The 25,710-nt window shown below is 72.1% G+C and carries 25 protein-coding genes and 1 tRNA gene; 14 read left to right on the top strand and 12 right to left on the bottom strand.

What is annotated here, in order from left to right; all coding sequences use genetic code 11:
* Positions 1-13: 13 nt before the first annotated feature.
* Positions 14-319 (bottom strand): transposase, encoded by a 306-nt coding sequence (locus FLP23_RS12590; RefSeq protein WP_425468264.1) that lies wholly within the window; start codon positions 317-319, stop codon positions 14-16.
* On the opposite strand from FLP23_RS12590, the gene FLP23_RS00235 reads away from it, so the two are divergent.
* Complete coding sequence (locus FLP23_RS00235; RefSeq protein ID WP_149324025.1) at positions 312-776, top strand: hypothetical protein; 465 nt, start codon at positions 312-314, stop codon at positions 774-776. The two genes, FLP23_RS12590 and FLP23_RS00235, sit on opposite strands and share 8 nt — an antisense overlap.
* Before the next feature lie 215 nt (positions 777-991).
* On the opposite strand, the gene FLP23_RS00230 is transcribed toward FLP23_RS00235, so the two are convergent.
* The gene (locus FLP23_RS00230; RefSeq protein ID WP_149324024.1) at positions 992-1,699 is read right to left on the bottom strand and encodes an aquaporin; all 708 of its coding nucleotides are present in this window, start codon (positions 1,697-1,699) and stop codon (positions 992-994) included.
* Positions 1,700-1,834: 135 nt separating this feature from the next.
* On the opposite strand from FLP23_RS00230, the gene katG reads away from it, so the two are divergent.
* Positions 1,835-4,054 (top strand): catalase/peroxidase HPI, encoded by a 2,220-nt coding sequence (gene katG, locus FLP23_RS00225; RefSeq protein ID WP_149324023.1) that lies wholly within the window; start codon positions 1,835-1,837, stop codon positions 4,052-4,054.
* On the opposite strand, the gene FLP23_RS00220 is transcribed toward katG, so the two are convergent.
* Genes FLP23_RS00220 through FLP23_RS00200 form a run of 5 tightly spaced genes read right to left on the bottom strand, consistent with a single transcriptional unit; the run spans position 4,051 to position 9,345 of the window.
* Positions 4,051-5,364, bottom strand: coding sequence for a DUF58 domain-containing protein (locus FLP23_RS00220; protein WP_149324022.1), 1,314 nt, complete (start codon positions 5,362-5,364; stop codon positions 4,051-4,053). The two genes, katG and FLP23_RS00220, sit on opposite strands and share 4 nt — an antisense overlap.
* 4 nt (positions 5,365-5,368) lie before the next feature.
* Positions 5,369-6,328 carry an AAA family ATPase gene (locus tag FLP23_RS00215; RefSeq protein ID WP_149324021.1) on the bottom strand — a complete coding sequence of 320 codons (960 nt, stop codon included), beginning with the start codon at positions 6,326-6,328 and terminating at the stop codon, positions 5,369-5,371.
* A 37-nt stretch (positions 6,329-6,365) separates the two neighbouring features.
* Positions 6,366-7,559 carry a DUF4350 domain-containing protein gene (locus FLP23_RS00210; RefSeq protein WP_149324020.1) on the bottom strand — a complete coding sequence of 398 codons (1,194 nt, stop codon included), beginning with the start codon at positions 7,557-7,559 and terminating at the stop codon, positions 6,366-6,368.
* On the bottom strand, positions 7,556-8,233 hold the full coding sequence (locus FLP23_RS00205) for a DUF4129 domain-containing protein (RefSeq protein ID WP_149324019.1): 678 nt from the start codon (positions 8,231-8,233) through the stop codon (positions 7,556-7,558). Before FLP23_RS00205 ends, FLP23_RS00210 begins: the two co-directional genes overlap by 4 nt.
* Complete coding sequence (locus tag FLP23_RS00200) at positions 8,224-9,345, bottom strand: glycerophosphoryl diester phosphodiesterase membrane domain-containing protein (protein WP_149324018.1); 1,122 nt, start codon at positions 9,343-9,345, stop codon at positions 8,224-8,226. Before FLP23_RS00200 ends, FLP23_RS00205 begins: the two co-directional genes overlap by 10 nt.
* 126 nt (positions 9,346-9,471) lie before the next feature.
* Here FLP23_RS00200 and mtrA point away from each other — a divergent pair, with 126 nt between their 5' ends.
* From mtrA to secA, 6 genes are all read left to right on the top strand, one after another.
* A complete protein-coding gene (gene mtrA / locus FLP23_RS00195; protein WP_149324017.1) occupies positions 9,472-10,152 on the top strand; it encodes an MtrAB system response regulator MtrA in 681 nt (226 codons plus the stop codon).
* Between the two features lie 8 nt (positions 10,153-10,160).
* Positions 10,161-11,747 carry an MtrAB system histidine kinase MtrB gene (mtrB, locus tag FLP23_RS00190; protein WP_149324016.1) on the top strand — a complete coding sequence of 529 codons (1,587 nt, stop codon included), beginning with the start codon at positions 10,161-10,163 and terminating at the stop codon, positions 11,745-11,747.
* The gene (locus FLP23_RS00185; protein WP_149324015.1) at positions 11,744-13,426 is read left to right on the top strand and encodes an LpqB family beta-propeller domain-containing protein; all 1,683 of its coding nucleotides are present in this window, start codon (positions 11,744-11,746) and stop codon (positions 13,424-13,426) included. Before mtrB ends, FLP23_RS00185 begins: the two co-directional genes overlap by 4 nt.
* A 63-nt stretch (positions 13,427-13,489) precedes the next feature.
* Positions 13,490-14,170, top strand: coding sequence for a ComF family protein (locus FLP23_RS00180; RefSeq protein WP_149324014.1), 681 nt, complete (start codon positions 13,490-13,492; stop codon positions 14,168-14,170).
* Between the two features lie 100 nt (positions 14,171-14,270).
* The gene (gene hpf / locus FLP23_RS00175; protein ID WP_149324013.1) at positions 14,271-14,927 is read left to right on the top strand and encodes a ribosome hibernation-promoting factor, HPF/YfiA family; all 657 of its coding nucleotides are present in this window, start codon (positions 14,271-14,273) and stop codon (positions 14,925-14,927) included.
* Between the two features lie 93 nt (positions 14,928-15,020).
* The gene (secA, locus tag FLP23_RS00170) at positions 15,021-17,816 is read left to right on the top strand and encodes a preprotein translocase subunit SecA (RefSeq protein ID WP_149324012.1); all 2,796 of its coding nucleotides are present in this window, start codon (positions 15,021-15,023) and stop codon (positions 17,814-17,816) included.
* Here secA and FLP23_RS00165 read toward each other — a convergent pair.
* Positions 17,813-18,262 carry an Rv3235 family protein gene (locus tag FLP23_RS00165; RefSeq protein WP_246139994.1) on the bottom strand — a complete coding sequence of 150 codons (450 nt, stop codon included), beginning with the start codon at positions 18,260-18,262 and terminating at the stop codon, positions 17,813-17,815. The two genes, secA and FLP23_RS00165, sit on opposite strands and share 4 nt — an antisense overlap.
* Before the next feature lie 143 nt (positions 18,263-18,405).
* On the opposite strand from FLP23_RS00165, the gene FLP23_RS00160 reads away from it, so the two are divergent.
* Positions 18,406-18,981: a hypothetical protein gene (locus FLP23_RS00160; protein ID WP_149324011.1), complete on the top strand. Its 576-nt coding sequence runs from the start codon at positions 18,406-18,408 to the stop codon at positions 18,979-18,981.
* A 48-nt stretch (positions 18,982-19,029) separates the two neighbouring features.
* On the opposite strand, the gene FLP23_RS00155 is transcribed toward FLP23_RS00160, so the two are convergent.
* Positions 19,030-19,290 (bottom strand): helix-turn-helix domain-containing protein, encoded by a 261-nt coding sequence (locus tag FLP23_RS00155; protein ID WP_149324010.1) that lies wholly within the window; start codon positions 19,288-19,290, stop codon positions 19,030-19,032.
* A 133-nt stretch (positions 19,291-19,423) separates the two neighbouring features.
* Here FLP23_RS00155 and FLP23_RS00150 point away from each other — a divergent pair, with 133 nt between their 5' ends.
* The 3 genes from FLP23_RS00150 to FLP23_RS00140 are packed head-to-tail and all read left to right on the top strand — an operon-like array spanning position 19,424 to position 22,812.
* Positions 19,424-20,059, top strand: a complete 636-nt coding sequence (locus tag FLP23_RS00150) for a hypothetical protein (RefSeq protein WP_149324009.1) — start codon at positions 19,424-19,426, stop codon at positions 20,057-20,059.
* Position 20,060: 1 nt separating this feature from the next.
* Complete coding sequence (locus tag FLP23_RS00145) at positions 20,061-21,302, top strand: CpaE/TadZ family protein (protein ID WP_149324008.1); 1,242 nt, start codon at positions 20,061-20,063, stop codon at positions 21,300-21,302.
* Between the two features lie 4 nt (positions 21,303-21,306).
* Positions 21,307-22,812 (top strand): sensor histidine kinase, encoded by a 1,506-nt coding sequence (locus FLP23_RS00140; RefSeq protein WP_149324007.1) that lies wholly within the window; start codon positions 21,307-21,309, stop codon positions 22,810-22,812.
* Between the two features lie 18 nt (positions 22,813-22,830).
* On the opposite strand, the gene FLP23_RS00135 is transcribed toward FLP23_RS00140, so the two are convergent.
* Positions 22,831-23,079 (bottom strand): WhiB family transcriptional regulator, encoded by a 249-nt coding sequence (locus tag FLP23_RS00135; protein ID WP_120763770.1) that lies wholly within the window; start codon positions 23,077-23,079, stop codon positions 22,831-22,833.
* A 198-nt stretch (positions 23,080-23,277) separates the two neighbouring features.
* Here FLP23_RS00135 and FLP23_RS00130 point away from each other — a divergent pair, with 198 nt between their 5' ends.
* Positions 23,278-23,679 (top strand): hypothetical protein, encoded by a 402-nt coding sequence (locus FLP23_RS00130; protein ID WP_149324006.1) that lies wholly within the window; start codon positions 23,278-23,280, stop codon positions 23,677-23,679.
* Positions 23,680-23,897: 218 nt separating this feature from the next.
* Here the strand turns inward: FLP23_RS00130 and FLP23_RS00125 are convergent, their stop codons facing one another.
* Complete coding sequence (locus FLP23_RS00125) at positions 23,898-24,395, bottom strand: peroxiredoxin (RefSeq protein ID WP_149324005.1); 498 nt, start codon at positions 24,393-24,395, stop codon at positions 23,898-23,900.
* Between the two features lie 47 nt (positions 24,396-24,442).
* On the opposite strand from FLP23_RS00125, the gene FLP23_RS00120 reads away from it, so the two are divergent.
* Positions 24,443-24,515 (top strand) — tRNA-Lys (locus tag FLP23_RS00120).
* Positions 24,516-24,560: 45 nt separating this feature from the next.
* On the opposite strand, the gene FLP23_RS00115 is transcribed toward FLP23_RS00120, so the two are convergent.
* Positions 24,561-25,619, bottom strand: a complete 1,059-nt coding sequence (locus tag FLP23_RS00115; RefSeq protein ID WP_210413882.1) for a LacI family DNA-binding transcriptional regulator — start codon at positions 25,617-25,619, stop codon at positions 24,561-24,563.
* Between the last annotated feature and the right edge of the window lie 91 nt (positions 25,620-25,710).

Below are 25,710 nucleotides of genomic sequence, written 5' to 3'. Positions count from 1 at the left end.
TGCAGCTCAGCAATCAGTCGGAAAGCCCTTTTGGGAGCACGTTCTCCTTCGCGAAATAAGCGGCCGCCCGCTTCAGGATCTCCACCTCCAACTCCAGGCGCCGATTCTCCCGCCGCAACCGGGCCAACTCGGCACGATCATCGGTCGTGACCCCGGACTGCTCGCCCGCGTCGATCGCGGCCTGCTGCACCCAGTTATGCAGCGACGTCGGCGAGATCCCCAACTCCCGAGCCAGGTCCTGCTTCGAGCGACCACCCGCCCGATACAGAGCAACAGCACGCTCCCGAAACTCCCGCGGATACGCATCCTTCTTGGCCATCACGAACTCCAATCCTCCGGCCTCTCAGCCAGAAGCTAGGTGTCCGGGAAACCGGGGACAGGTCAGCCAGCCTTCTGCTCCACAATCCGTGCGGCTTGCGCTCGTCGGCATCTTGGTACCGGTTCCCCTCGACATTGTGCGGGGTGGCTTCGCCATACAGGAAGCTATTGCGTTGGATGCTCTCGCAGAAATTCCCGTGATCGTTGCATCGGTCGTGTTGCTACTGGGTATCTATGCGGTGGCGATGATTCTCGTGCTCCTCGGTTATCGAGTCGCACCGTTCGTCGTCTCGCTGTGCGGCGTCTGGGCGGTTGTAGCAGCGTGGAGCAGTGGCAGCCTCCCGGCGCTCGTGATCAGCACGTTGGCTCTCGTTCTCGTCGTGTTCATCTGGGCGGCCGGAGCGCGGGCGTTCGGCAGCGCGCGCCGTGCGCAACGACTCGCGAAGCGTCCGAGGTGAGGCGACGGCGGGGCAATTCAAGTCGCTTCCTTCGGGTTCGAGACCACGGGCAGCACGGAGGGGTGGGTGCCGGTTGCGTCGGCGACGCTCACCCAGGTGACGGACGCCACCTGTCCTGTCCCGGGTTTCGGAGAGCGTGTGGCTTCCTCGGGGGACGATGATGCCGACGCCGCAACGCGATTGCGGGAGCACGGCGTCCGGAGGGCGGAGTGCTCCTAGCGGCGATCCCCGAACAGCGGGCGGTGGAGCGCTCCCGCGAGCAGCCCGCCGATGAGCGGCGCCACGAGGAACACCCACAGCTGTGCGAGCGTATCCGGCCCCGCGAGCACGCCGGGTGCGAACGACCGGGCGGGGTTCAGCGAGGCGTTGCTGATGGGGATCATCACGAGGTGGAACATCGTGAGCGCGAGACCGATGGCGAGCGGCGCGAAACCGGAGGTGCTGGATCCGGCAGACGTCACCCCGAGGATGATCAGCACGAAGAACAGGGTCGCCACGATCTCCGCCACGAACACCGCCCACAGCCCGAAGTCGGACGGCGAGTGCTCGCCGTAGCCGTTCGAGACGGCCGCGAAGTCGAGGCTCTTGCCGTTGAGCAACCCGACCAGCCCGAGGGTGAGCGAGGCGAGCGTGCCCCCGAACAGCTGGGCCACCCAGTACGGCAGCACCACACCCCAACCCACCCGGCCCGCCACGGCCGCGCCGAGGGTCACCGCCGGATTGAAGTGGCCGCCCGAGATCGAGCCCACCGCGTAGGCGGCCGTCAGCACACCGATGCCGATCGACAGCGCCACCGGAAGCGCGCCGTAGTCGGGGGCGAAGAACAGCGCGGCGCCGAGCACCGAGAACACCAGCAGGTAGGTGCCGAATGCCTCCGCGGCGAGCCGGCGCAGGAGAGGCGGGGGAGCGGTCACGTCGGCCATGGTGGTTCCTTTCGCGGCGGTGCGGACGGGCTCAGATTACCCCCGAACGGGGGTGACCGAGCGGAGGAATCGCGCGGATGGTCGGGCCCGCGTCGTTCGCGATAGGCTCGATTCGGTGGCCGCGATGGAGGAACAATGACCGACTCCGAATCCCCGATCGTCACGGACGAGACGCCCGCCGAGAGCTGCCCCGTCATCCATCCGGCCGGCGGCGTGAAGCCCGCAGGCGCCCCCGCCAACAGCGTGTGGTGGCCCGACCGGCTCAACCTCAAGGTGCTCGCCAAGAACCCCGAGGTGTCGAACCCGCTGCCGGGCTTCGACTATGCGGCCGCGTTCTCGGCGCTCGATCTGGCAGCCGTCAAGCAGGACATCGCCGAGGTGCTCGTCACCTCGCAGCCGTGGTGGCCGGCCGACTTCGGCAACTACGGCCCCCTCATCATCCGGATGGCGTGGCACAGCGCCGGCACCTACCGCATCTGGGACGGACGCGGTGGTGGCGGCTCCGGGCAGCAGCGCTTCGCGCCCCTCAACAGCTGGCCCGACAACGTCAACCTCGACAAGGCGCGGCGCCTGCTCTGGCCGGTCAAGAAGAAGTACGGCCAGTCGATCTCCTGGGCCGACCTGATGATCCTCGCCGGCAACGTCGCCCTCGAACAGATGGGCTTCCGCACCTTTGGCTTCGCCGGCGGTCGCGTCGACGTGTGGGAACCCGACGACGACGTCTACTGGGGCCCCGAGACCACCTGGCTCGCCGACGAGCGCTACACGGGCGACCGCGAGCTGGAGAAGCCGCTCGCCGCCGTGCAGATGGGTCTCATCTACGTGAACCCGGAGGGCCCGAACGGGCAACCCGATCCGCTCGCCTCGGCGCGCGACATCCGCGAGACCTTCGCGCGGATGGCGATGAACGACGAGGAGACCGTCGCCCTCATCGCCGGCGGCCACACCTTCGGCAAGACCCACGGCGCCTCCGACGACTCGGGCGTCGGCCCCAACCCCGAGGCGGCGCCGCTCGAGGCGCAGGGCCTCGGCTGGATCGGCACCCACGGCACCGGGAAGGGCGACGACACCGTCACCTCCGGCCTCGAGGTCACCTGGACCTACCACCCGACCCGCTGGGACAACGAGTTCTTCCACATCCTCTACGGCTACGAGTGGGAGCTCATGGTCTCGCCGGGCGGCGCCCACCAGTGGCGTCCGAAGGACGGCGGCGGTGCCGACCTCGTGCCGCTCGCCCACTCCGACGGGCGCCGCGAGCCGCGCATGCTCACGAGCGACCTCGCGCTGCGCGTCGACCCCGAGTACGACAAGATCTCGCGCCGCTTCAAAGACGACCAGGATGCCTTCGCGGACGCCTTCGCGCGCGCCTGGTTCAAGCTCACCCACCGCGACATGGGGCCGCGCGTGCGCTACCTCGGCGCCGAGGTGCCGGATGAGGTGCTCATCTGGCAGGACCCGGTGCCGGCCGTCGACCACCCGCTCGTGACCGAGGGCGATGTCGACGAGCTTCGCGCGCGCATCCGCGAGTCGGGGCTGACCGCGGCGCAGCTCGTCTCCACCGCGTGGGCGTCCGCCTCCACCTTCCGCGGCGGCGACAAGCGCGGCGGCGCCAACGGCGCCCGCATCCGCCTCGAGCCGCAGCGCAGCTGGGAGGTCAACAACCCCGCCCAGCTCGCCCGCGTCCTCGAAGTGCTCGAGGGCATCCAGGCCGCCTTCGACTCCTCGCGCACCGACGGCGTGCGCGTCTCGCTCGCCGACCTCATCGTGCTCGCGGGCGGTGTGGGCGTGGAGCTCGCGGCGGCGGCCGCGGGCCGCAGCGTCACCGTGCCGTTCCACCCGGGCCGCACCGACGCGAGCCAGGAGCAGACCGACGTCAGCTCCTTCGCACCCCTCGAGCCGGTCGCCGACGGCTTCCGCAACTACCAGAGCCGCACATCCGCCATCCCCGCCGAGCACCTGCTCCTCGACCGCGCCAACCTGCTCACCCTGAGCGCGCCCGAGCTCACCGTGCTCATCGGCGGGCTGCGGGTGATCGGCGCCAACTGGGACGGCTCCGACTACGGCGTCTTCACCGACACCCCCGGGCACCTCGACAACGCCTTCTACGTCAACCTGCTGGAGCTCGGCACCGAATGGAAGCCGCTCGACCCGGGCGGCCACGCCTACCGCGGCACCACGAGCGACGGGCGCAGCTGGATCGGCACCCGCAACGACCTGCTGTTCGGCTCCAACTCGGAACTGCGGGCCCTCGCCGAGGTGTACGCGAGCGACGACGCGGGCGACAAGTTCGTGGCCGACTTCGTGCGGGCGTGGGTGAAGGTGATGGAGCTCGACCGCTTCGAGCTGCGGGCCTAGAGGCGACCGGCGGCCTTCAGCGCGAGGTAGTGGTCGGCGAGAGCAGGGGGAAGCTCCTGCGGGGTCCCGGCCACCACGTCGCCGCCGAGGCGTCGGATGGCGGCGGCCACGCGTGCGGCGTCGAGCAGGGCGCGCTCCGCGGCCGCGGCCCGGTACACCCGCTCGCTCGAGCTGCGGTCGGCGGCGGCCGCGACGACCTCCGGATCGGTCACCGAAGCCACCACGACCGTGTGGCGCCGGGTCAGCTCAGGCAGCATCGCGAGCAGTGGGCGCGCGGCGCCCGGCGCGTCGAGCGAGGTGAGGATCACCACGAGGGCGCGCTGCGAGGTGATCGAGCGCACGAGCGGAGGGATGCCGTACCAGTCCGGCTCGATCAGCTCCGGTTCGACCGGCGCGAGCACATCCACCATCCGGGCCAGCAGCTGGGCGCCGGTCGCCCCCTGCACCCGCCCGCGCACGCGCCGGTCGTAGACGGCGAGATCCACGCGGTCGCCCGCTCGGGTGGCGAGCGCCGCGAGCAGCAGGCTCGCCTCGAACGAGGTGTCGAGGCGCGTCTCGTCGGCGATGCGCGCCGCCGAGGAGCGCCCCGAGTCCACGATGAGCACGATGCGTCGGTCGCGCTCCGGCCGCCAGGTGCGCACCACGAGCTTCGCGCCGCCGCCGGCGGGGTCGCGCCGGCGTGCGGTCGCCCGCCAGTCGATCGAGCGCACGTCGTCGCCCCGCACGTACTCGCGGAGGCTGTCGAACTCGGTGCCCTGGCCCCGCACCAGCAGGCTCGTGCGGCCGTCGAGTTCGCGCAGCCGCGCGATCCGGGACGGCAGATGACGTCGGGAGCTGAACGGCGGCAGCACGCGCACGGCTCCCGCCACCCGCAGCGTGCGCTGACGGGACGCCAGATGCAGCGGGCCGCTCGAGCGCACCGTCACCCCCGCGGCGTGCAGTTCGCCGCGCCGGGTCGGCAGCAGCGTCGTCGTGATCACACGACGTTCACCCGCGGGCACCTGGATGCGCTGGCGGCTCGGGCGTGCTCCCGCCGACGGCTGCCAGGCGTCCCGCAGCACGCCGGTGACGGCGCGGCGCCCGGTGTTGAGCACGAACAGCTGCACCGCGAGCGGCTCACCGAGCCGCACACGCGGCGCGGCCTCACGGGTGACCCGCAGCCGCCCGGGCGAGCCGGCGAGCAGCAGATCCACCGCAGCGCCGAGCACCACCAGCAGCGTCCACACCCCGAGCCCCGGCCAGCCGCCGAGCAGCACGACGGGCACCGCGCCCACGGCGAGCGCCGCCACGAACCACCCCGAGATCGCCATCGGACTAGATCGGCACGCGGACCTGCTGGATGACCGCGCGGAGCACGGCATCCGGCCCGACACCCTCGAGCTCCGCCTCGGGCCGCAGCTGGATGCGGTGCCGCAGCACCGGCAGCGCCATGGCCTGCAGATGGTCGGGGGTCACCCCGCTCGCACCCGAGAGCCACGCCCACGCGCGGGCGGCCGCGAGCAGCGCTGTGGCACCGCGCGGGCTCACCCCGAGCCGCACCGAGGGGCTCTGGCGGGTGCCGCGGGCCAGGTCGACCGCGTAGCCGAGCACGTCCGCGCTCACCGGGAGCTGCGCCACGTCGGCCTGTGCCGCGCGCAAGGTCTCCGCATCCAGCACCGGGGTGACGCCCGCCGCCGCGAGGTCGCGCGGGTTGAAGCCCCCCGCGTGCCGCGCGAGCACCTCCACTTCGGCGTCGCGGGCCGGCAGCTCGAGCACGAGCTTCAGCAGGAAGCGGTCGAGCTGCGCCTCCGGCAGGGTGTAGGTCCCTTCGTACTCGATCGGGTTCTGGGTGGCCGCCACGAGGAACGGCGTCGGCAGCGGGCGGGTCACCCCGTCGGCCGACACCTGCCGCTCCTCCATGGCCTCCAGCAGCGCCGACTGCGTCTTCGGCGGCGTCCGGTTGATCTCGTCGGCGAGCAGGATGTTGGTGAACACCGGTCCCTCGCGGAACTCGAACTCGCCCGTCTTCGGGTCGTACACGACCGAGCCGGTGATGTCGCCCGGCATGAGGTCGGGGGTGAACTGCACGCGGCGGGTTTCCAGGCTCAGCGCCCGCGAGAGCGATCGCACGAGCAGCGTCTTGGCGACGCCCGGCACGCCCTCCAGCAGAACGTGACCGTTCGCGAGCAGCGCGATCAGCAGTCCGGTGACGGCGCCGTCCTGGCCGACCACCGCCTTGCCGACCTCGGTGCGCACACGCGACAGCGCGTCGCGGAGTTCGGATGTGGTGGGCATGGCGTCCGTTTCTCTCGGGATGGTCGGGTGGGTCGGGTCACTGCGGCCGCACCGCGCGGCCGAGCTCGTGCTCGAGGCGGAGCAGCTCGTCGGAGAGCCGCACCAGCTCGCGGTCGTCGCGGGCGGGCGCGGTGTGCAGGAGTGCGCGCACCCGCTCGGGGTCGCGTCCGGTCGCGGCGGCGCACCCGGCGATCACCTCGTCTCGGGTCGCCGTGCGCGGCAGCCCGAGCGTGCGGGCCATCCGGCGGGTCGTCGCGGCACGCACGGTGTCGAGGGCGTGGTCGCGTGCCCCGCCGCGTTCGTACAGTCGGGCTCGGCCGTCCATCGTCTCGCTCGCGCGCACCTCGACGGGGAGGCGCTCCACGACGACGGCGCCCATCCGGCGGCCGCGCCACACGGCTGCGGCCACCGCGACGAGCGCCACCAGCACGACGAGCGGCAGGTACCAGTCCGCCTGCCGGTCGGCGAGCGTGCCGCTCGGCTGCCAGGCGAGGTCGTCGGCGTCGGGCTGATACCACACGAGCCGCCGGGTCTCGCCGAGCAGGCCCAGCGCGAGCGCGGCGTTCCCCTCCCGCGCGATGCTCTCGTTGCTCAGCAGCTCGGCCGCGCCGAGCACGGTGACGCTGCGCCCGCCCGTCTCGAGCCGCACGAGCGAGAACCCGCCCCCCTCGCTCGGGAAGCAGCGGACGGCATCGGCGGGCGCGAGGTACGAGTCGCCGCCCGCGTCGATCGTGCCGGCGCGCACCGCCGCGGCGAGCTCGCAGGCCGCGTCGACAGGCCCTCCCGCGAAGCCCGCGTAGCCGAGCTCGGGGGCCACCGCGTCGAGCGCCTCGTCGTTCGGCAGCACGAGGATGAGCCGCGTCGCGAGCGGGCTGAGCTGCCGGTACGCCTCGGGGCCGAGCGCCCACCAGTCGTCGTCGATGAGCAGCGTCGTGTCCGTGCCGCCGTCGACCGACACGGCCGAGTCCGCCTCGGCGAAGGTCCGCGCCACCGACACCTCGATGCCCTGATCGCGCAGCACCTCGGCGAGGGCGCGCGCTCCCGCCGGCGAGGTGTCGTCGGGCGAACGCAGGTGCTGCCCGGCGCGGTCGCCGCCGTTCACCGCGGCGATGACGAGCACGACGAGCACCACGATCACGGCGAGCGCCGCCCACACCAGGATGACGCCGAGGCGGCGCGGTCGGCGCGCCGGTGCGGTCCGTGCGGTCGCGTCCGTCGTCGGCGCCGTCATGCGCCGACCGCCGCGAGGTCGGGATGGGTGCGGGCGACGGCCTCGTCGAGCTCCACGAGCGTGGCGTAGCGCTCGCGGTCCCCGGGATCGCCGAGGTAGCGGACGGCGTCGAAGTCGTGAGCCGCGCGCTCCAGCGCCTCGCCGTGCGCCGGCAGCACGAGGGCGGCTCGGCGGGCGACGTCGTGCGAAGTGCTGCCGGGCACCGTCGAGACGAGGGTGCGTTCGTGGAGCGAGCGCGCGACGGCCCGGAAGCGTTCCGCGATCGCGAGCGCGAAGTCGCCCGCACGGGCGGCCGCGTCCGCGGCGCGGCGGATCGCCGCCGCATCCCGCACGTCGTCCGCCTCGAACAGCCCCTCGCCGGCCCCCGCGCTGCGCGCCCGCAGTCGGGGCACGCCGAACACGAGGAACGCGGCGACCACGAGCGCGATCCCGACCACGACCAGCACGAGCACCCAGACCGGCGCCGTTCCCTCGCCGCCGAGCGAGTTCAGGAACTCGTCGATGCGGTCCAGGAGCGCCTGCAGCCAGTCGGGGATGCCCGGGGCTTCGCCCGCCTGCTCCTGGTAGCGGGTCTTCGCAAGCTCCTCCATGAGCAGCCGCCGTGCCTCGGCCGCGTCGGGGTCGAGGGGTGCGTCGAGGGGGAGCGCGTGCGGAACGCCCGCGGTCAACTCCACGGCGACCCCGTTCCGGCGGGCGGGACGCTCGCAGCTGCCGGGGCTGCGGCGGGACTGCGCGGGTCGGCGGGCGGGCGGAACGGATCGAGCTCGGCCGGGTCGAACCGGGTGCCCCCCCGCCGCTGCTCCAGGAAGCGGCTGAGCTCCAGGTCGAGCCCCTCGCGGCGCATCCGCAGATCGAGGTAGAGCAGCGCGTCGGTGGCCGTCGTGACGACGAGTCCGACGCCCGTGATCACCGAGCCGACGACGGCGCCCGCGAGCTCGGCCAACCGCTGCATCGCGAGGATGTCGCCCGTGTCGCCGTTGCCCGCGAGGATGCTCGTGGCCCACTGGGCCAGCAGCGCGACCGGGATGCTCACGATCGCGGTCGCGATGCCGATCATCACCCCGCACAGCAGACGGATGCCGAAGGTACGCCAGAACTGGCCGCGCGTGAGGCGCCACGAACGCCGCAGGGCCGTGCCGAGCCGGGCGCGTTCGACCACGAGCACCGAGGGCACGACGGCGAGCTTCGTGCCGAGCCAGGCGAGCAGCACCCCGCCGCCCGGGTACACCACGAGCGCCGCCGTGAACGCCGCCAGCGGACCGCCCACCCCGGCGACGGCGAGGAGCGCCAACCCCAGCCCGCCGACCACCAGGAGCACCACGAGCGCGATCCCCGCCCAGCCGAGCACTCGCGGCGCGAGCCCGGCGCTGCGCCGCCGAGCGCCGCCGGGGGTGAGGCGCCGCCCGATGACCGCATGGGAGACGTCGAGCGCCGAGACCGCCTGCTGCACGAGCCCCACGGCGATCCCGAGCGACTGCCCGACGAGGCTGCCGAGCAGGCCGATGCCGGCCACCGCGAACCAGAAGTAGCCGACATCCGCACCGGTGCCGGAACCCCAGGAGTCGAGCAGGGGGGAGGCGATCCCCTGTTGGAAGCCCACGAGCGCGAGCGCCGAGATGAGCGACAGCAGGATCGCGGGCGGCAGGATCACCGCGGGGTTGTGGCGCAGCGCGCGGAAGGCGCCGCCGAGCAGCTGCCCGAGGGTGAGCGGCCGCAGGGGCACGAAGGGCTCGCGGGCCGGAGGCGTCCAACTCGGCGCGGGGAACGCACCGGCGAACTGCGTCACAGGCCCTCCCCTCGTTCGCGAGTGTCGCTCACTGCGTCTGGGCCATATGCTTCCATACCCCGACTACTCTTGTCGTGAGCGAACCAGGCCCCGCCCGTGCGGGGCGTAACGGAACGAACGAGGTTCATGAACGCGCGCATTCTCGTGGTCGACGACGACCCCGCGATCGCCGAGATGATCGGCATCATCCTCCGCGGCGAGGGCTTCGAGCCGAGCTTCGCCGCGGACGGCAAGGTCGCCATCGAGACCTTCCGCGCCGAGCGGCCCGACCTCGTGCTGCTCGACCTCATGCTGCCGGGCATGAGCGGCATCGAGGTGTGCCGCACGGTGCGTGCCGAGAGCGGCGTGCCGATCATCATGCTCACCGCGAAGGGCGAGCCGACGGATGTCGTGCAGGGTCTCGAGTCGGGAGCCGACGACTACGTGGTCAAGCCGTTCAACCCCAAGGAACTCGTGGCGCGCGTTCGTGCGCGCCTGCGACCGAGCCTCCCCGAGACGAGCGACCGCATCGCGATCGGCGACCTCGTGATCGACGTGGCCGGGCACGAGGTGCGTCGCGGCGACGCGAAGGTGGGTCTCACCCCGCTCGAGTTCCAGCTGCTGCTGGCGCTCGCCGCGAAGCCGCAGCAGGTGTTCACCCGCGAGATGCTGCTCGAGCAGGTCTGGGGCTACCACTACAAGGCCGACACCCGGCTCGTGAACGTGCACGTGCAGCGCCTGCGCGCGAAGGTGGAGCACGATCCCGACAACCCGCGCATCGTGACGACCGTCCGCGGCGTCGGCTATCGCGCGGGCGCCGTCACCTAGGGGTCGTCGTGCGGTGGAACTGGCGCGCCTGGCGGAGTCGCCTCGTCCACCTCTGGCGCGGATCGCTGCGGGTGCGCACGATCGTCATCACGGTCGTGCTCGCGGCGCTCTCGGTGACCGTCATCGGCATCGTGATCGCGACCTCGGTGCGTTCCAACCTCTTCGACTCGCGACGCGACCAGGTGCTCGCCGAGGCGGGGCGTGCGACCGTGCAGGCCCAGCAGATGTTCACCACGGCGGCCGAGCTCGGCGACAGCCCCGACCTGCAGTCGACGGCCGACTCGGTGCTCGACGCGGTGCAGCTGTCGACGACCGCGAACTACCTCGCCTTCCTGCGCGCCGCCGGCCAGGAGGGCCCGATCCGGCTGGATCCCCGCGTGAGCCGGGTGTTCGAGACGGGCGAGCTCTCGGTGTCGACCGAGCTGCGGGAGACGACCGCCGAGGCCTCGGGCACCGAGATCGCCTGGCAGTCGGTCGCGGTCAGCACCGAGACGGGATCCCAACCCGGCATCATGACCGGCACGATCCTCGACACCGTCACCGCGGGGCGCTACCAGCTCTTCCTCTTCTACAACCTCGCCGACGTGCAGAGCACCCTCGACTTCGTGCAATCGACCCTGCTGTTCGGCGGGATCGCGCTCGTGGCGCTGTTCGGCGGCGTCGCGTACCTCGTGGTGCGCCTCGTGGTGGGGCCGGTGCGCATCGCCGCGGACGCCTCCGAGAAACTGGCCGCGGGGGAGCTCGAGGAGCGCCTGCCGGTGCGCGGCGACGACGAGCTCGCGACCCTCGCGCGCTCCTTCAACCGGATGGCCGACAGCCTGCAACGGCAGATCCGGCAGCTCGCCGACCTGTCGCGCGTGCAGCAGCGCTTCGTCTCCGATGTGTCGCACGAGCTCCGCACCCCGCTCACCACGATCCGGCTCGCGGGCGATGTGCTGTACGACCAGCGGGGCGACTTCCCGCCCACCACCGCGCGCACCGCGGAGCTGCTCCACGCGCAGATCGGGCGGTTCGAGTCGATGCTCGCCGACCTGCTCGAGATGAGCCGCTACGACGCGGGCGCCGTGCAGCTCGAGACCGACCCCACCAACCTCGTGCGCCTCGTGGAGGAGTCGATCGCCTCGGTCGAGCCGCTCGCCCAGGAGAAGGGCAGCGAGATCCGGCTCGTCGCCCCCGGCGGCTACTTCGAGGCGGACGTCGATGCGCGTCGCGTCCGCCGCATCCTGCAGAACCTGCTCGGCAACGCGATCGACCACGGCGAGTCGCGACCCATCGTGGTCTACGTCGACTCCGATGCCGACGCGGTGGCGATCGCGGTGCGCGACTACGGGGTCGGCATGGCGCCGGGCGTCGTCGAGCGCGTCTTCGACCGGTTCTGGCGGGCCGACCCCTCGCGCCAGCGCACCACGGGCGGCACCGGGCTGGGGCTCGCGATCTCGCTCGAGGACGCGGTGGTGCACGGCGGCGAGCTCGCGGTGTGGTCGCAGCCCGGCGAGGGCTCGTGCTTCCGGCTCACCCTTCCGCGCCGCGCGGGCACCGCGTGGCACGGGGCGTCGCCGCTCGCCCTGCCGCCCGACGAGGAGGCCGTCGCATGATCGTCCGCACTGTTCTCGCGCGCGGCGCCGTCGCGGCGATCGCCGTCGGCGCGCTGCTCGCGGGGTGCGCGAGCATCCCGACGAGCGGACCCGTCGGCGTGCAGCAGATCGACCCGGACGGGGGCGGCGGCGAGCTCGTCACCCCGGCGACCGGACCGCAGAAGGGCGACACCCCGCAGCAGATCCTCGCGGGGTTCCTCACCGCGCAGACCTCCCCGAAGGTCGACGGCTACAGCGTGGCCCGCGAGTTCCTCACCTCCGAGCTGCGCAGCACCTGGTCGCCGACCGAGCTCGTCCGGGTGAGCAACACCTCCATCTCGCCGGAGCTCAGCGACGACGGCTTCGCGCGCGCGAGCGTGCGCATCCTCGCCCAGGTGAACGCGACGGGGGTGTACTCCGAGTTCGCCGACCCGCAGACCGAGACGCTCGACTACGCCTTCGCGCAGGACGCCGACGGCGAGTGGCGCATCTCGAGCGCGCCCAAGGGCAGCATCCTGCCGGTCAACCGCTTCCGCGAGTCGTTCTCGGAGTATCCGCTGTACTTCTTCGACCCGTCGGGCTCGTTCCTCGTGCCCGATGTGCGCTGGTTCCCCGACACGGCGACGCGCGCGGAACGCGTCGTCACCGAACTGCTCGCGGGCCAGTCGCCGTGGTACCAGGGGGGCGTGCTCGTCAACGCGTTCCCGAGCGGCACGCAGCTCGGGAAGGGTCGCGTGGTGATCGCCTCGGGGCAGGCGAGCGTCGACCTCTCGAACGAGGTCGCCGCACCCGGACCGTCCGACCGCTGGCGCATGCAGCAGCAGCTCGTCGCGACGCTCAGCCTGTCCGACGTCTCGAGCGTGCTCATGACGGTCGGCGGTTTTCCGGTGGATGTGGGCGACGGCGCGATCCCGGACTGGGTGCTCTCCGTGGCCGCGAACCCGCTCGGCCTCAGCGATGCGGGCTTCGGCTACCTCGGTGGCGGGGGAGTGGATGCGGTCCCGGGCATCAGCCCCGCGGTCGAGGGGCTCGGCCCGCTCGCCGTGACGCTCGGGCGCGGGCGCGACACCGCGGCGGTGCGGTCCGCCGAGGGCGCCTGGATCGTGGCCGCAGGCGACGATCCGGTGCTCGTGGACGATCGGGAAGGTCTCGTGGATCCCGGACTCGACGGCAACAGTTTCGTGTGGTCGGCGGTCGCGGCCGACGCGCAGAGCATCATCGCGGTCGACCGCAGCGGCGAGGTGCACCCGATGCCGACGCCCTATCTCGACGGCTCGATCGTGTCGCTCGAGGTGTCCCGCGACGGGGCCCGCCTGCTCATCGGCACCCAGGGGACGGCCGGGCCGACCCTCACCGTGGTCGGCATCGTCCGAGACGGATCGGGGGTGCCGGTCAGCCTCGGCACGACACCGCTGCCGGTCGCGATCGGGTCGGGGCGACTCCTCGACGCCGCCTGGGTCGACGCCTCGACCATCGCGACGCTCTCGGGCGACGGGGCGGCCACCCAGGTGACCCTGTACCGCATCGGCGGCACGCACGAGGGCATCGGGTCCGTGACGAGGGGCGTGCAGCTCGCGGGCGGCAACGGCGTCGAAGGCATCCGCGTGCGCGACGCCGACGGCACGCTGTGGCGGCCGAACTCGAGCGGCGGCTGGCAGACGACCTCGATCGTCGCCTCCCTCCTCGCGACCCAGCAGTAGGCGTTCTCCACCGGCCTCGCGCGAGCGCCCCGGGACGCCGCCGCGCGACGGCACGATGGCGGGATGGGTGGGCTCGAGCGGGTGCGCGAGGCGCTCCTCGACGCATGGGCGCTCGTGCTTCCCGTGACGTGCGCGGGCTGCGACGCCCCCGATCGCGCGCTCTGCGCGTCGTGTCGGGCGCGGCTGGCCCCGCATCCCGTGCGGCTGACCGCACCGGGTGGACTGCAGGTCGTCGCGGGTGCCCCGTACCGCGACACCGTGCAGCGGGTCGTGCTCGCCGTCAAGGACGGCCGCACGCCGCTCGCGGGGGAGCTCGCCCTCCTTCTGCGCGCTGCGCTCCGGGCCGCGGCGGCCGACGCCGCCGTCGAGCCGTGCCCAGTGCCGTCGAGCCGCGCGGCACTGCGGGGCCGCGGCTTCGACCCCGTGCTGCTCGTGCTCGCGCGGGCGGGGGTGCGCCCGGCGCGCGTGCTGCGGACGGCCCGTCCGCACCGCACGCAGAAGGGCCTCGGTCGCGTCGAGCGGGGTGCGAACCTGCGCGGGGTGCACCGCGCGCGACGCCGGCTCGACGGCCGCCGGTTCATCCTCGTGGACGACGTCGTGACGACCGGCGCGACGCTCGCGGAGGCGGCGCGCGCCATCCGCGAGGCGGGCGGCGAGGTCGTCGGCGCCGTGGTGATCGCCGCCACGCCGCGCCTCGGCGCCGCCGCCGGGCCTCACGGCGTGCGCCCGGCGAAACGAGGGTGACATCCGAGGGATCGCGGACTACGGTAAGCGAAAAGGCGCGAAGGAGACGACCGCCCGATTCCCCAGGCGGCCCCGTCGAGCCGGATCAGGGAGGGTCGCCATGGATGTCACGATCACCGGACGGAACGTCGGAATCCCGGATCGATTCGAGGATTACGTCACCGAGAAGGCCGACAAGGTCGAGCTGCTGGCGCCTCGGGCTCTCGCGCTCGAGGTGCGGCTGTGCCGCCACCACGAGACCAACGGGACCGCGGGCGACGACCGGGTGGAGTTGACGCTCATCGGCCCCGGACCGATCGTGCGGGCGGAGGCAGGCGCCGGCGACAAGTACGCGGCGTTCGACCTGGCCTACGACAAGCTCGTCGAGCGCATCCGCCAGGCGAAGGACCGTCGCAAGGTGCATCGCGGACAGCACCGCCCCACCTCCCTCCGCGAGGCGGCCACGGGCGGCTTCAGCGGGGTCGACATCACGCCGGCGTCCGTCGAGGTGATCGAGAAGCTCGCCACGGGCTCCATCCCGGTGGTCGCCGACGAGGACGAGCAGGAGTGGAGCCCCGTCGTGATCCGCGAGAAGGTGTTCCCGGCCGAGCTCATGACCGCCGAGGAGGCGGTCGATCGGATGGAGCTCGTCGGCCACGACTTCTTCCTCTTCGTGGACGCCCGCACCGATCGCCCGAGCGTCGTGTACCGACGCAAGGGCTGGGACTACGGGGTGATCGGCCTCGACGCCGAGAACGCGCTGGTCGCCTCCCGCTGAGTCCGCCCCGGCGCGCTCCCAGCCTCCCGGCGGTTAGGCTAGGCAGGTCAAGGGCGCTTCCGCGCGCCCGGAAGCCCAGACTGGAGGCCATTCGTGGCGAACGTTGTCGAGAAGGTCCTGCGTGTCGGCGAGGGCCGCACCCTCCGCAGACTGAAGGCCTACGCCGAAGCCGTAGGCGAGCTCGAGGACGCGTTCGCGGAGCTCAGCGACGAGGAGCTCCGCAACGAGACCGTCGAGTTCCGGGAGCGCTACGCGAGCGGCGAAACCCTCGACGACCTGCTGCCGGAGGCCTTCGCCGCCGTGCGCGAGGCATCGAAGCGCACCCTGGGCCTGCGGCACTTCGACGTGCAGCTCATGGGCGGCGCGGCGCTCCACCTCGGCAACATCGCCGAGATGAAGACCGGTGAAGGCAAGACCCTCGTCGCCACGACCGCCGCCTACCTCAACGCCATCGCCGCCCGCGGCGTCCACGTCGTCACCGTCAACGACTACCTCGCGAGCTACCAGTCGGAGCTCATGGGCCGCGTCTTCCGCGCCCTCGGCATGACCACCGGCTGCATCCTCGCCGGTCAGACCCCGGCCGAGCGCCGCGAGCAGTACGCGGCCGACATCACCTACGGCACCAACAACGAGTTCGGCTTCGACTACCTGCGCGACAACATGGCGTGGCAGGCATCCGACATGGTGCAGCGCGGCCACTTCTTCGCGATCGTCGACGAGGTCGACTCGATCCTCATCGACGAGGCCCGCACCCCGCTCATCATCTCGGGCCCCTCCTCGGGCGAGGCGAACCGCTGGTTCGGCGAGTTCGCCTCCATCGCCAACCGGCTCGTCGAGGGCGAGGACTACGAGGTCGACGAGAAGAAGCGCACCGTGGGCGTGCTGGAGCCCGGCATCGAGAAGGTCGAGGACTACCTCGGCATCGACAACCTCTACGAGTCGGCGAACACCCCGCTCATCTCCTTCCTCAACAACTCCATCAAGGCCCGCGCGCTGTTCAAGCGCGACAAGGACTACGTGGTGATGAACGGCGAGGTGCTCATCGTCGACGAGCACACCGGCCGCATCCTGGTCGGCCGCCGCTACAACGAGGGAATCCACCAGGCGATCGAGGCGAAAGAGGGGGTGCAGATCAAGGCCGAGAACCAGACCCTCGCGACCGTGACGCTGCAGAACTACTTCCGCCTGTACCAGAAGCTCGCGGGCATGACCGGCACCGCCGAGACCGAGGCGGCCGAGTTCATGTCGACCTACAAGCTCGGCGTGGTGCCCATCCCCACCAACCGGCCGATGATCCGCAAGGACCAGCCCGACCTCATCTACAAGAACGAGACGGTCAAGTTCGAGCAGGTCGTGGAGGACATCGTCGAGCGTCACCGCACCGGCCAGCCGGTGCTCGTGGGCACCACGAGCGTCGAGAAGAGCGAACACCTGTCGCGCCTGCTCGCGAAGCGCGGGGTGAAGCACGAGGTGCTCAACGCGAAGAACCACGCGCGTGAGGCCGCGATCATCGCCCAGGCCGGTCAGCTCGGCGCGGTCACGGTGGCCACCAACATGGCGGGCCGCGGAACCGACATCATGCTCGGCGGCAACGCCGAGTTCCTCGCCGTCGCAGAGATGCACAACCGCGGCCTCAGCCCGATCGACACCCCCGACGAGTACGAGAAGGAGTGGGACGCCGTCTTCGCGGCGGTGAAGGCGCGTGTCGAGACGGACGCCGCGAAGGTGCGCGACGCCGGCGGCCTCTACGTGCTCGGCACCGAGCGCCACGAGTCCCGCCGGATCGACAACCAGCTGCGCGGACGCTCCGGCCGTCAGGGCGACCCCGGCGAGAGCCGCTTCTATCTGTCGCTGCAGGACGATCTCATGCGTCTGTTCAACACGGGCGCCGCCGAGATGCTCATGCGCGGCGCCCCCGACGAGCTGCCGATCGAGTCGAAGACGGTCTCGCGTGCGATCCGCTCGGCGCAGAGCCAGGTGGAGCAGCGCAACGCCGAGATCCGCAAGAACGTGCTCAAGTACGACGACGTGCTGAACCGCCAGCGCGAGGCGATCTACTCGGACCGCCGCCACATCCTCGAAGGCGACGATCTGCACGATCGTGTGCAGAAGTTCCTCAGCGATGTGGTGGGCGACATCGTCGACCAGCACACCACCGAGGGGTCCAGCGACGACTGGGATCTCGAGGCGCTGTGGACCGAGCTGAAGACCCTCTACCCGGTGTCGATCACCATCGACGAGGTGCTCGCCGAGGTGGGCTCGAAGGGCAGCCTCAAGGCGAAGGCGCTCAAGGAGGAGGTGCTCTCGGACGCCAGGATCGCCTACCAGCGTCGCGAAGAGCAGCTCGGTGAGGCCGCGACGCGCGAGCTCGAGCGTCGCGTGGTGCTGAGCGTCATCGACCGCCGGTGGCGCGACCACCTCTACGAGATGGACTACCTCAAGGACGGCATCGGCCTGCGCGCCATGGCGCAGCGCGACCCGCTCGTCGAGTACCAGCGCGAGGGTTTCGCGCTGTACCAGAGCATGATGGGCGCGATCCGCGAGGAGTCGGTCGGCTTCCTGTACAACCTCGAGGTCGAGGTGACGGGTCCGGACGGTCAGGCCGTGTCGGCAAAGGGTCTCACCGCCCAGCAGCCGGCGCAGGGGCTCAGCTACTCGGCGCCGAGCGACGACGCGTCGGGTGGGGTCGAGGTGCGCAACCAGCGCGGCCAGGTGGAGCGTGCGGCGACGGCTCGCGCACAGCAGGCGGCGGCGCGGCAGGCTCCCGCCGCGGCTCCGCAGGCACCCGCGGCCCGCGGTGCGTTCGGGCAGCGCGTCGACGGGGCGCCCGAGCAGCAGGCGCCGCTCAACCGGGCCCAGCGTCGCGCCCAGGAGCGCGGCGGCCGCTAGAGCACGTGGATCGCGGTCGCCCGCCAACGGCGATCGAGACCCTCCAGCCGGATGGCGACGGCACGCGTGCGCCCGCGCCCGTGGACGACGATCACCGCCTCCACGACGCCGTCGCGCGGCTCGCACAGCACGGGCGCGCCGAGGGTGAACATGGGGCGCCGCGGCGCGCGGCCGGTCGCGTTGCGCGCCTGCGCCGAGAGCACCACGCGCTTGAGCAGCGATTTGTAGACGGAGTCGTCGACCCACCGTGCGATCTGCTCGAGGTCGCGCGCGCCCGCGATGATCTCGATGACGCAGCGTGCGAGGTTCTCGAGCAGCGGGCCGGGGTCGGGGAGTTCGCGCGTGGCCGCGGGCTGCGGCCCGAAGAGCTCCTCATCGTCGAGACGCGCCGCGACCGCTCGCGCGGTGGCTCCGAGGGCCGGCATTCCGCGTCCTGTCGCCGTCATGCGTACCATCCTCGACGGATCTGTCTGCCCCCCGACTGAGGGGTGGGAACACTCTGGCATATGACGCTTTCTCGTGTCGAGGTGGTCAAGTGCCCTGTGGAGAACCGTCCGCTCCGGCGTGCGGCGACGGCTACCGTCGCCGTGTGCGCTGGGATGAGCTGTTCGCCGACCTCGAGGGGCAGCTCGAGCAGGAACTCGATGCGGAGCGACTCGACCTGGCCGCGGAGGAGGAGCGACTGCGACTGGGGCGGCTCACCATCCGGGATCGCCTGATGGCCATGTCGCGGGGCGGCGCGGTCGTGCGCGTGGCGCTGATCGACGGAGCCACCGTGCGGCTCCGGATCGACACCGCGGGACGGGACTGGATCGCGGGCTCACCCGAGGCGGGGGCGGGCTCGGTGCTCGTGCCGCTTGCCGCCGTCGCCGCCGTGCTGCCCGAGGGCGACCAGCTCGCCCGCGGGTTGAGCATCCGGTCCCCGGAGCCGGGCGCCGAGCTCGCGGGGCGACTCGGTCTGGGATTCGTGCTGCGCGACCTGTGTCGCCGGCGAGCGGGCGTCGACGTCGTGACGGGGGACGGCATCCATCACGGCACGATCGACCGGGTCGGCCGGGATCACCTCGATCTGGCGGAGCACGAGGAGGGTTCGGCTCCCCGTGGCGGTGCCGTGCGTCGGGTGCGGATCATCCCCTTCGGGCGGATCACCTGCGTGCGGCTCTGATCCGGCGCGAGCGGGGGAGACGGTCCGATCCGAACGGCACCGTCGGCGTCAGGCGAAGAGCTCGGGGAGCGGCGCGGTCTCCGACTGGTTCCAGAGGCTCAGGCGTCGCGATTCCTCGTACTTCGCGGCGATGTAGCCCTCGAGCACCTCGCGTTCGACGCGCCACTGGCCGTGCGCGCCGATCTTGATGGCGGGCAGCTCGCCGCTGCGGACGAGCGCGTAGGCCTGCCCGGCGGAGATGTTGAGCACCTCGGCCGTGTCGGCGAGGGTGAGGAAGCGGCCGAGGCCGGCGGCGGGCTCCGCTGTCATGCCCCGATTATGCGGCGACCGACCGCTCGCCCGGTGGGGCGACCGAGCCGCCTGTGGATAACTCGCTCGCCCCGTCCGGCCGCGCGGGCACGATGGTGCGCGCCGCCCGGTGGGCGGGCGAGAGGAGCATCCCGTGGCACGAGCAGCAGGGTCCGCGCGTGGCCGAGCCGTCGTCGACCCGCGTCTGCTGATCGGGCTTGCGCTCGTGATCGCGTCGGTGGTGGGGGTCGTGGGACTGCTGTCGGCGGTCGACACCCGCACCCGCGTCTACGCGGCAGCGGCGGCGCTCAGCCCCGGCGACCGGATCGATCGCGGCGACCTCGTCGAGCGCGCCGTCGCCCTCGACGGCGCGGAGTCGCTCTACCTCGGCGTCGACGAGCTGCCCGAGGACGGCCTCGTCGTGGTGCGGGCGGTGCGCGACGGCGAGCTGCTCCCGCGCACGGCGCTCGGCGACGACGCGGGGCTGCGCTCGACCTCCCTCGTGCTCGAGCTCGCCTCGCCGGTCGCGGCCGCCGTGCATCCGGGGGCCGCCGTCGACGTCTGGTCGACGGCCCTCGACATCGAGACACGCGCGTACGGCGCACCGGCGGTGCTCGTCGCGGACGCCGTGGTGGTGCGCGTCCTCGAAGACGACAGTCTCGTGGGTGCCTCGAGCGGTGGCGCGGTCGAAGTGCTCGTGCCGCGGAGCCGGCTGGCGCGGATCCTGCAGGCGCAGGCGGCCGGCGACGCACTCGCCGTGGTCGCGGCAGGCCTCCCCTGGGGCGGGTGAGGTGCGGGTCGCGCTCGCGGTGGGTCTCGACGACGAGCACCGGCTCACCGGGTCGGCCGCCTACCACGGTCACGAGGTCGTCGCCGCATGCTCGGGCGGTGACGAGCTCGCCGTGCGGCTGCCGCAGCTGCCGCTCGACCGGGTGGTCGTGGCGGCCACCCCCGAGCACCTGACCCCGCGGCTGGTCGACGCCGCGGACGAGCTGGGGGTGCGGATGCTCGTCGTCGCCGACGACGAGGCCGCGCATCGGCACGCGGTGCGGGTGGGCGTCATCGACGCCGTCGACGGCCCCGCCAGCTGGACGCTCCTGGAGGAGGGGTCGTCGCGCATCGCGTCGGCGGGTGAGGGCGTGCTCGCGAGCGCGGACGCGGAGGAGCTGCCGCCGAACCGCAGCGCGGGAATCGTGGTCGCCGTGTGGGGACCGCACGGTTCGCCGGGGCGCACGAGCATCGCGATCGCGCTCGCCGCCGAGCTCGCCGCCGCCGGGCGTCAGGTGGTGCTCGCCGACGCCGACACGCATGCCGCATCGGTGGCACCGTCGCTCGGCCTGCTCGACGAGTCGCCGGGCTTCGCGGCGGCCTGCCGGCTGGCGGGCACCGGCGGGCTCGACGAGGTGCAGTTCCACCGGCTCGCGCAGCTGCACCGGGGTGCACGGCACCCCTTCCGCGTGCTCACCGGGATCGGGCGCTCGTCGCGCTGGCCGGAGCTCGGCGAGCAGCGGGTGGCCGGGGTGCTCGCGGCAGCGCGGCAGTTCACCGAGGTGCTCGTGGTCGACGTCGCGGCGAGCCTCGAACAGGACGAGGAGCTCACGAGCGACGTGGGCATCCCGCGCCGCAACGCGGCCGCGCTCGAGGTGCTGCGGAACGCCGACCGCATCGTCGCGGTCGGGGCGGCCGATCCGGTCGGCATCACCCGGTTCCTGCGCGCGCACGCCGAACTGCTCGAGATCGTCGACCCGGCGCGCGTGACGGTCGTCGTGAACAAGCTGCGGGCGGCGGCGATCGGGGTGAACCCCGGCGGGCAGGTGCGGCAGACCCTCGCGCGCTTCGGCGGGGTCGGCGAGCCGGTGCTCGTGCCGTGGGATCCGGCAGCGTTCGATGCCGCGCTCCTGGCGGGGCGGCCCCTCGCGGACGCGGCGCCGCGATCGAGCGCACGGGCGGCGATCCGTGAGCTCGCGGCGACGCTCGAGCCGTTCCGTCCCGCGGGGAAGGTGCGGGCGCGTCGCGGACGGCGGCTAGCCTAGGAGCGTGTCAACGCTCTCCGAGCTCATGCTCGCCCAGGGCCGCTCCACCGAGGCCGACATCGAGTGGCTGCACCTGCTCGTCGCCGACGGACAGCTGCTCGCCGACCTCGCCTTCGCCGACATCGTGCTGTGGGTGCCCACCGCATCCGGCAGCTTCCTCGCCGTCGCCCACTCGCGCCCCTCCTCGGCTGCCACGCTGTTCTACCGCGACTTCGTCGGCCAGGAGATCAAACCCGAGTGGCGCAGCCAGGTGAGTCAGGCCTTCGACGAGGTGCGGATCGTCGACACCTCCGCGCCCGACTGGTACGAGGAGACCCCGACGCGCGTGCGCGCGGTGCCCGTGCTGCGACGCCTCGCGCCGTCCGGTGCGGCGACCACGACCCTGCCGATCGCCGTCCTCACCCGCCACTCGAACCTCTCCGAGGCGCGGACGCCGAGCCGCCAGGAGCTCACCTTCAACCACTGCGCCGACGATCTGTTCGGCATGATCGCGAGCGGCGACTTCCCCGACATGGGCGCGCCCTCGCTTCCGCGACGCGGCGCCCCGCGCGCATCCGACGGCCTCATCCGCCTGGATGTGGACGGCATCGTGACCTTCGCGAGCCCCAACGGGCTGTCGGCCTTCAACCGGATGGGCTTCGCGGGCGAGCTCGAGGGGGAGTCGCTCGCCGAGGTGGCCACCGGGCTGCTCTCGGGCAAGCTCACCGTGGACGAGTCGCTGCCGCTCGTGGTGACCGGGCGCGCCCCGTGGCGCACCGACATCGAGGCGCGCGGGGTGACCGTGACGCTGCGCACCATCCCGCTGCGGCATCGCGGCGAGCGGGTCGGGGCGATCGTGCTCGTGAGGGACGTGACCGAGTCGCGCCACCAGGAGCAGGAGCTCATCACCAAGGACGCGACGATCCGCGAGATCCACCACCGGGTGAAGAACAACCTGCAGACGGTCGCCTCACTGCTGCGCATCCAGAGCCGGCGCACCCACAACGACGTCGCGCGCGACGCGCTCACCCAGGCGATGCGCCGGGTGGCGGCGATCGCGGTCGTGCACGACACCCTCTCCGAGGGGCTCAATCAGAACGTCGACTTCGACGACGTCTTCGACCGGGTGCTGCTGCTCGTGGCGGAGGTGGCGTCGAGCCACAACACGACGGTGCGTCCGACCAAGACCGGCTCGTTCGGCATCCTGCCGTCCGAGTACGCGACGCCGCTCGCACTCGCCCTCACCGAGCTCGTGACGAACGCGGTCGAACACGGGCTCGCGGGGCGGGACGGCGAGGTCGTGATCGCGGCGAAGCGCAAGAACGACCTGCTCGCGGTGCGGGTGCGCGACAACGGGGTCGGGCTGCCCGAGGGCAAGGTCGGGTCGGGGCTGGGGACCCAGATCGTGCGCACCCTCATCCAGGGTGAGCTGGGCGGCACGATCGACTGGCACACCCTCGAGGGTGAGGGCACCGAGGTGACGATCGAGGTGCCGCTGCACTACCTCACGGCAGGGGAATCGGCCCGCTGAGCGGGCCGCATCCCGCGTTCAGGAGGCGCGGCGGGCGCGTGCGGCGCGGCGCTTGAGCGCGCGGCGCTCGTCCTCGCTCAGACCGCCCCACACGCCCGAGTCCTGATTGGTCTCGAGCGCGTACTGGAGGCACTGCTCGGAGACCGTGCAGCGCCCGCAGACCGTCTTCGCCTTCTCGATCTGATCGACGGCGGGGCCGGTGTTGCCGACCGGGAAGAACAGTTCCGGGTCGACGGTGAGGCAGGCGGCCTTGTCGCGCCAGTCCATGCGTGCGGTGCTCCTTCGTGTGTTGCTGATGACGCACGCGGATGCTCGTATCGGAATCCGCGCATGGTCGAAGAGGGTCCGAATGTGTGGGGGTTTTGTCGAATCGGACGCACTCACCGCGTTGTGAGCGTCACATCAACCGGGTTCAGGGTTTCATACTTGTAACCTCGAATCAATAGCTTTGAATGGGATATCCCTGTGAGAAACCCGGCTCGTCCGCCCGTGTTCTGGGGCCTCGTGGGCCTGCTGACGCTCGAGTTGCTCGCGGCATCCGTGATCGCCCTCGTGCTGCTGTTCGACCTCGTGGCGGCCGAGCCGGCGTCGCTCGCGAGTGCGATCGCGCTCACCGTGCTCGTGCTCCTCGCGGTCGCATGGATGGCGGCCACGATCGTCGGTCTGCTGCGCGGGCAGGCCTGGACGCGTGCGTCGGCGATCGTCTGGCAGGTGCTGCAGTTCGCCATCGGGCTCGGTGCTCTGCAGGGATCCTTCGCCCAGCCCGCGTGGGGGTGGCCGATTCTCATCGTCTCGGTTCTGACCTTCGCGGTGCTGTTCCTGCCTCCCGTGGTGAAGGCGACGACGGGGCGCGCCGCCCGCGACTGACCGGTCCGAGCCCCCCGCCTCCATCCCAAATCAAGGAGACGCGCAACCCATCTCAAGGAGTCCAGGCGGCGGAACGGGCTCACCAGGCTCACCGCCCCCAGGAGCCACACCGCATCCTTGAGATGGGTTGCGCGACTCCTTGATTTGGGACGGAGGCGACGGCGGGGACCGGACGACGGGGTCGGGGACCGGGGGCGGGCCGCCCGCGGCCGAGCGGGTCAGAGGGGGAGCCGGAGACGCTTGCGCAGCATCGCCACGTGGCCGGTGGCCTTGATGTTGTAGAGCGGCAGGGTGATGCGGCCGTCCTCGTCGAGCACGAAGGTCGCCCGGATGACGCCGTGCACGGTGCGCCCGTAGAGCAGCTTCTCGCCGTAGGTGCCGTAGAGCTCGTGCACGTGGCGGTCGGCATCCGACAGCAGGGGAAAGGTCAGCTGCTCCTCGCGCGCCATCTTCGCGATCGCCGGCAGTTCGTCGCGCGAGACGCCGACGACCTCGTAACCCTCGCTCGTGAAGGCGTCGAGCCGGTCGCGGAAGTCGCACGCCTGACCGGTGCACGCGGGGGTGCCCGCCTCGCCGTAGAAGTACAGGATGGTCTTGCGTCCCCGCGACTGCGAGAGGGTGAACGGCTCGCCGTGCTGGTCGAGCAGGGTGAAGTCGGGGGCGATGGCGCCCGCCTCGAGACGGACCGGGGCAGGGGAGGGCGCGGATGAAGTCATGCTCCGGTCATGCTATCGTTGACCCTCGGCCCGTTCGTTCGGGTCGCGCACCTCTAGCTCAATTGGCAGAGCAACTGACTCTTAATCAGTGGGTTCCGGGTTCAAGTCCCGGGGGGTGTACGAAAGCCCCGTCTCCTCTCGCCAGGAGCGGGGCTTTTTCCGTGCTCAGGCGGAGCCGCGCACGATCAGCTCGGGGGCGAGCACCTCGTGACGCGCGGGCATGCCGGGGTCGTCGATGACGTCGAGCAGCAGGCGGGCCATCTCGGCCGCGATCGCCTCGATGGGCTGCCGGATGGTGGTGACGGTGGGGCGGCACATGAGCGCCGCGATGGTGTCGTCGTAGCCGACCACGGCGACATCCCCGGGCACCTCGAGTCCCTGCTCGTGGGCGGCGAGGATCGCGCCGACGGCCATGTTGTCGTTCGAGGCGAAGACGCCGTCGACGCCTTGGGCGAGCAGCTGGATCATGGCGTGCGCGCCGCTGTCGACCGAGAAGGTGCCCGCCGCGGTCGCGACGTCGTCCATGCTGAGTCGGCGGGCGGCGGCGAGGAAGCCTTCGAGACGATCCTCGGCGCCGGCCACCTCGACGGGGCCCGTGATGATGCCGAGCCGGCGGCACCCGCGGGCCACGAGGTGGCGCGCGGCGAGCGCGGCGCCTTCGTGGTTGTCGACGTCGACGTAGGAGATCGGGGCGGGTTCGCTCGGACGCGAGAACAGCACGACCGGGATCTTGGCGCGCGTGAGCATGCCGGGAAGCGGGTCGCTCGCCTCCGCCGAGACGAGGAGCACGCCATCCGCGTTGCCCTCGCGCACGTAGTTGACGACGCGTTCGCGTTCGGGTTCGGAGACGGCGAGCATGAGGACGGGGTCGATGTTGCGGGGGCGCAGCGAGCCCATGAGGCCGCCGGCGACGCGCGCGAAGAACGGGTCGGCGAGGACCTCGCCGAGTCCCCATTGGCGCAGGCTCGAGTCGGCGCCCGAGACGACCACGAGCACCGTCCCGGTGCGCCCGGTGACGAGGGTGCGCGCCGCGCGGTTGGGCACGTAGCCGGTCGCGGCGACCGCCGCGGTCACCGCTTCGACGATGTGCGGGGCGACGCCGGGCTTGCCGTTGACGACGCGCGAGACGGATGCGCGGGAGACGCCGGCGATGCGCGCGACCTCTTCGAGGGTGCTCGCGATCGGCGGGTTCGCCGCGCCCGACGGCTGCGTCTCGGTGGTCACGCCCCGAGCCTAGGGCGTGGGAGCGCTCTCCCCGGAACAGCAAGCGGAGAGCGCTCTACGGATTTCCAGAGAGCGCTCTATGAAACTTTCG

Origin of the sequence: Protaetiibacter larvae (assembly GCF_008365275.1) — a bacterium.
GTDB classification, from domain to species: Bacteria; Actinomycetota; Actinomycetes; order Actinomycetales; family Microbacteriaceae; genus Homoserinibacter; species Homoserinibacter larvae.
The sequence above is the reverse complement of the archived record's forward strand: the minus strand, read 5'-3'. Positions and strand labels throughout refer to the sequence as shown.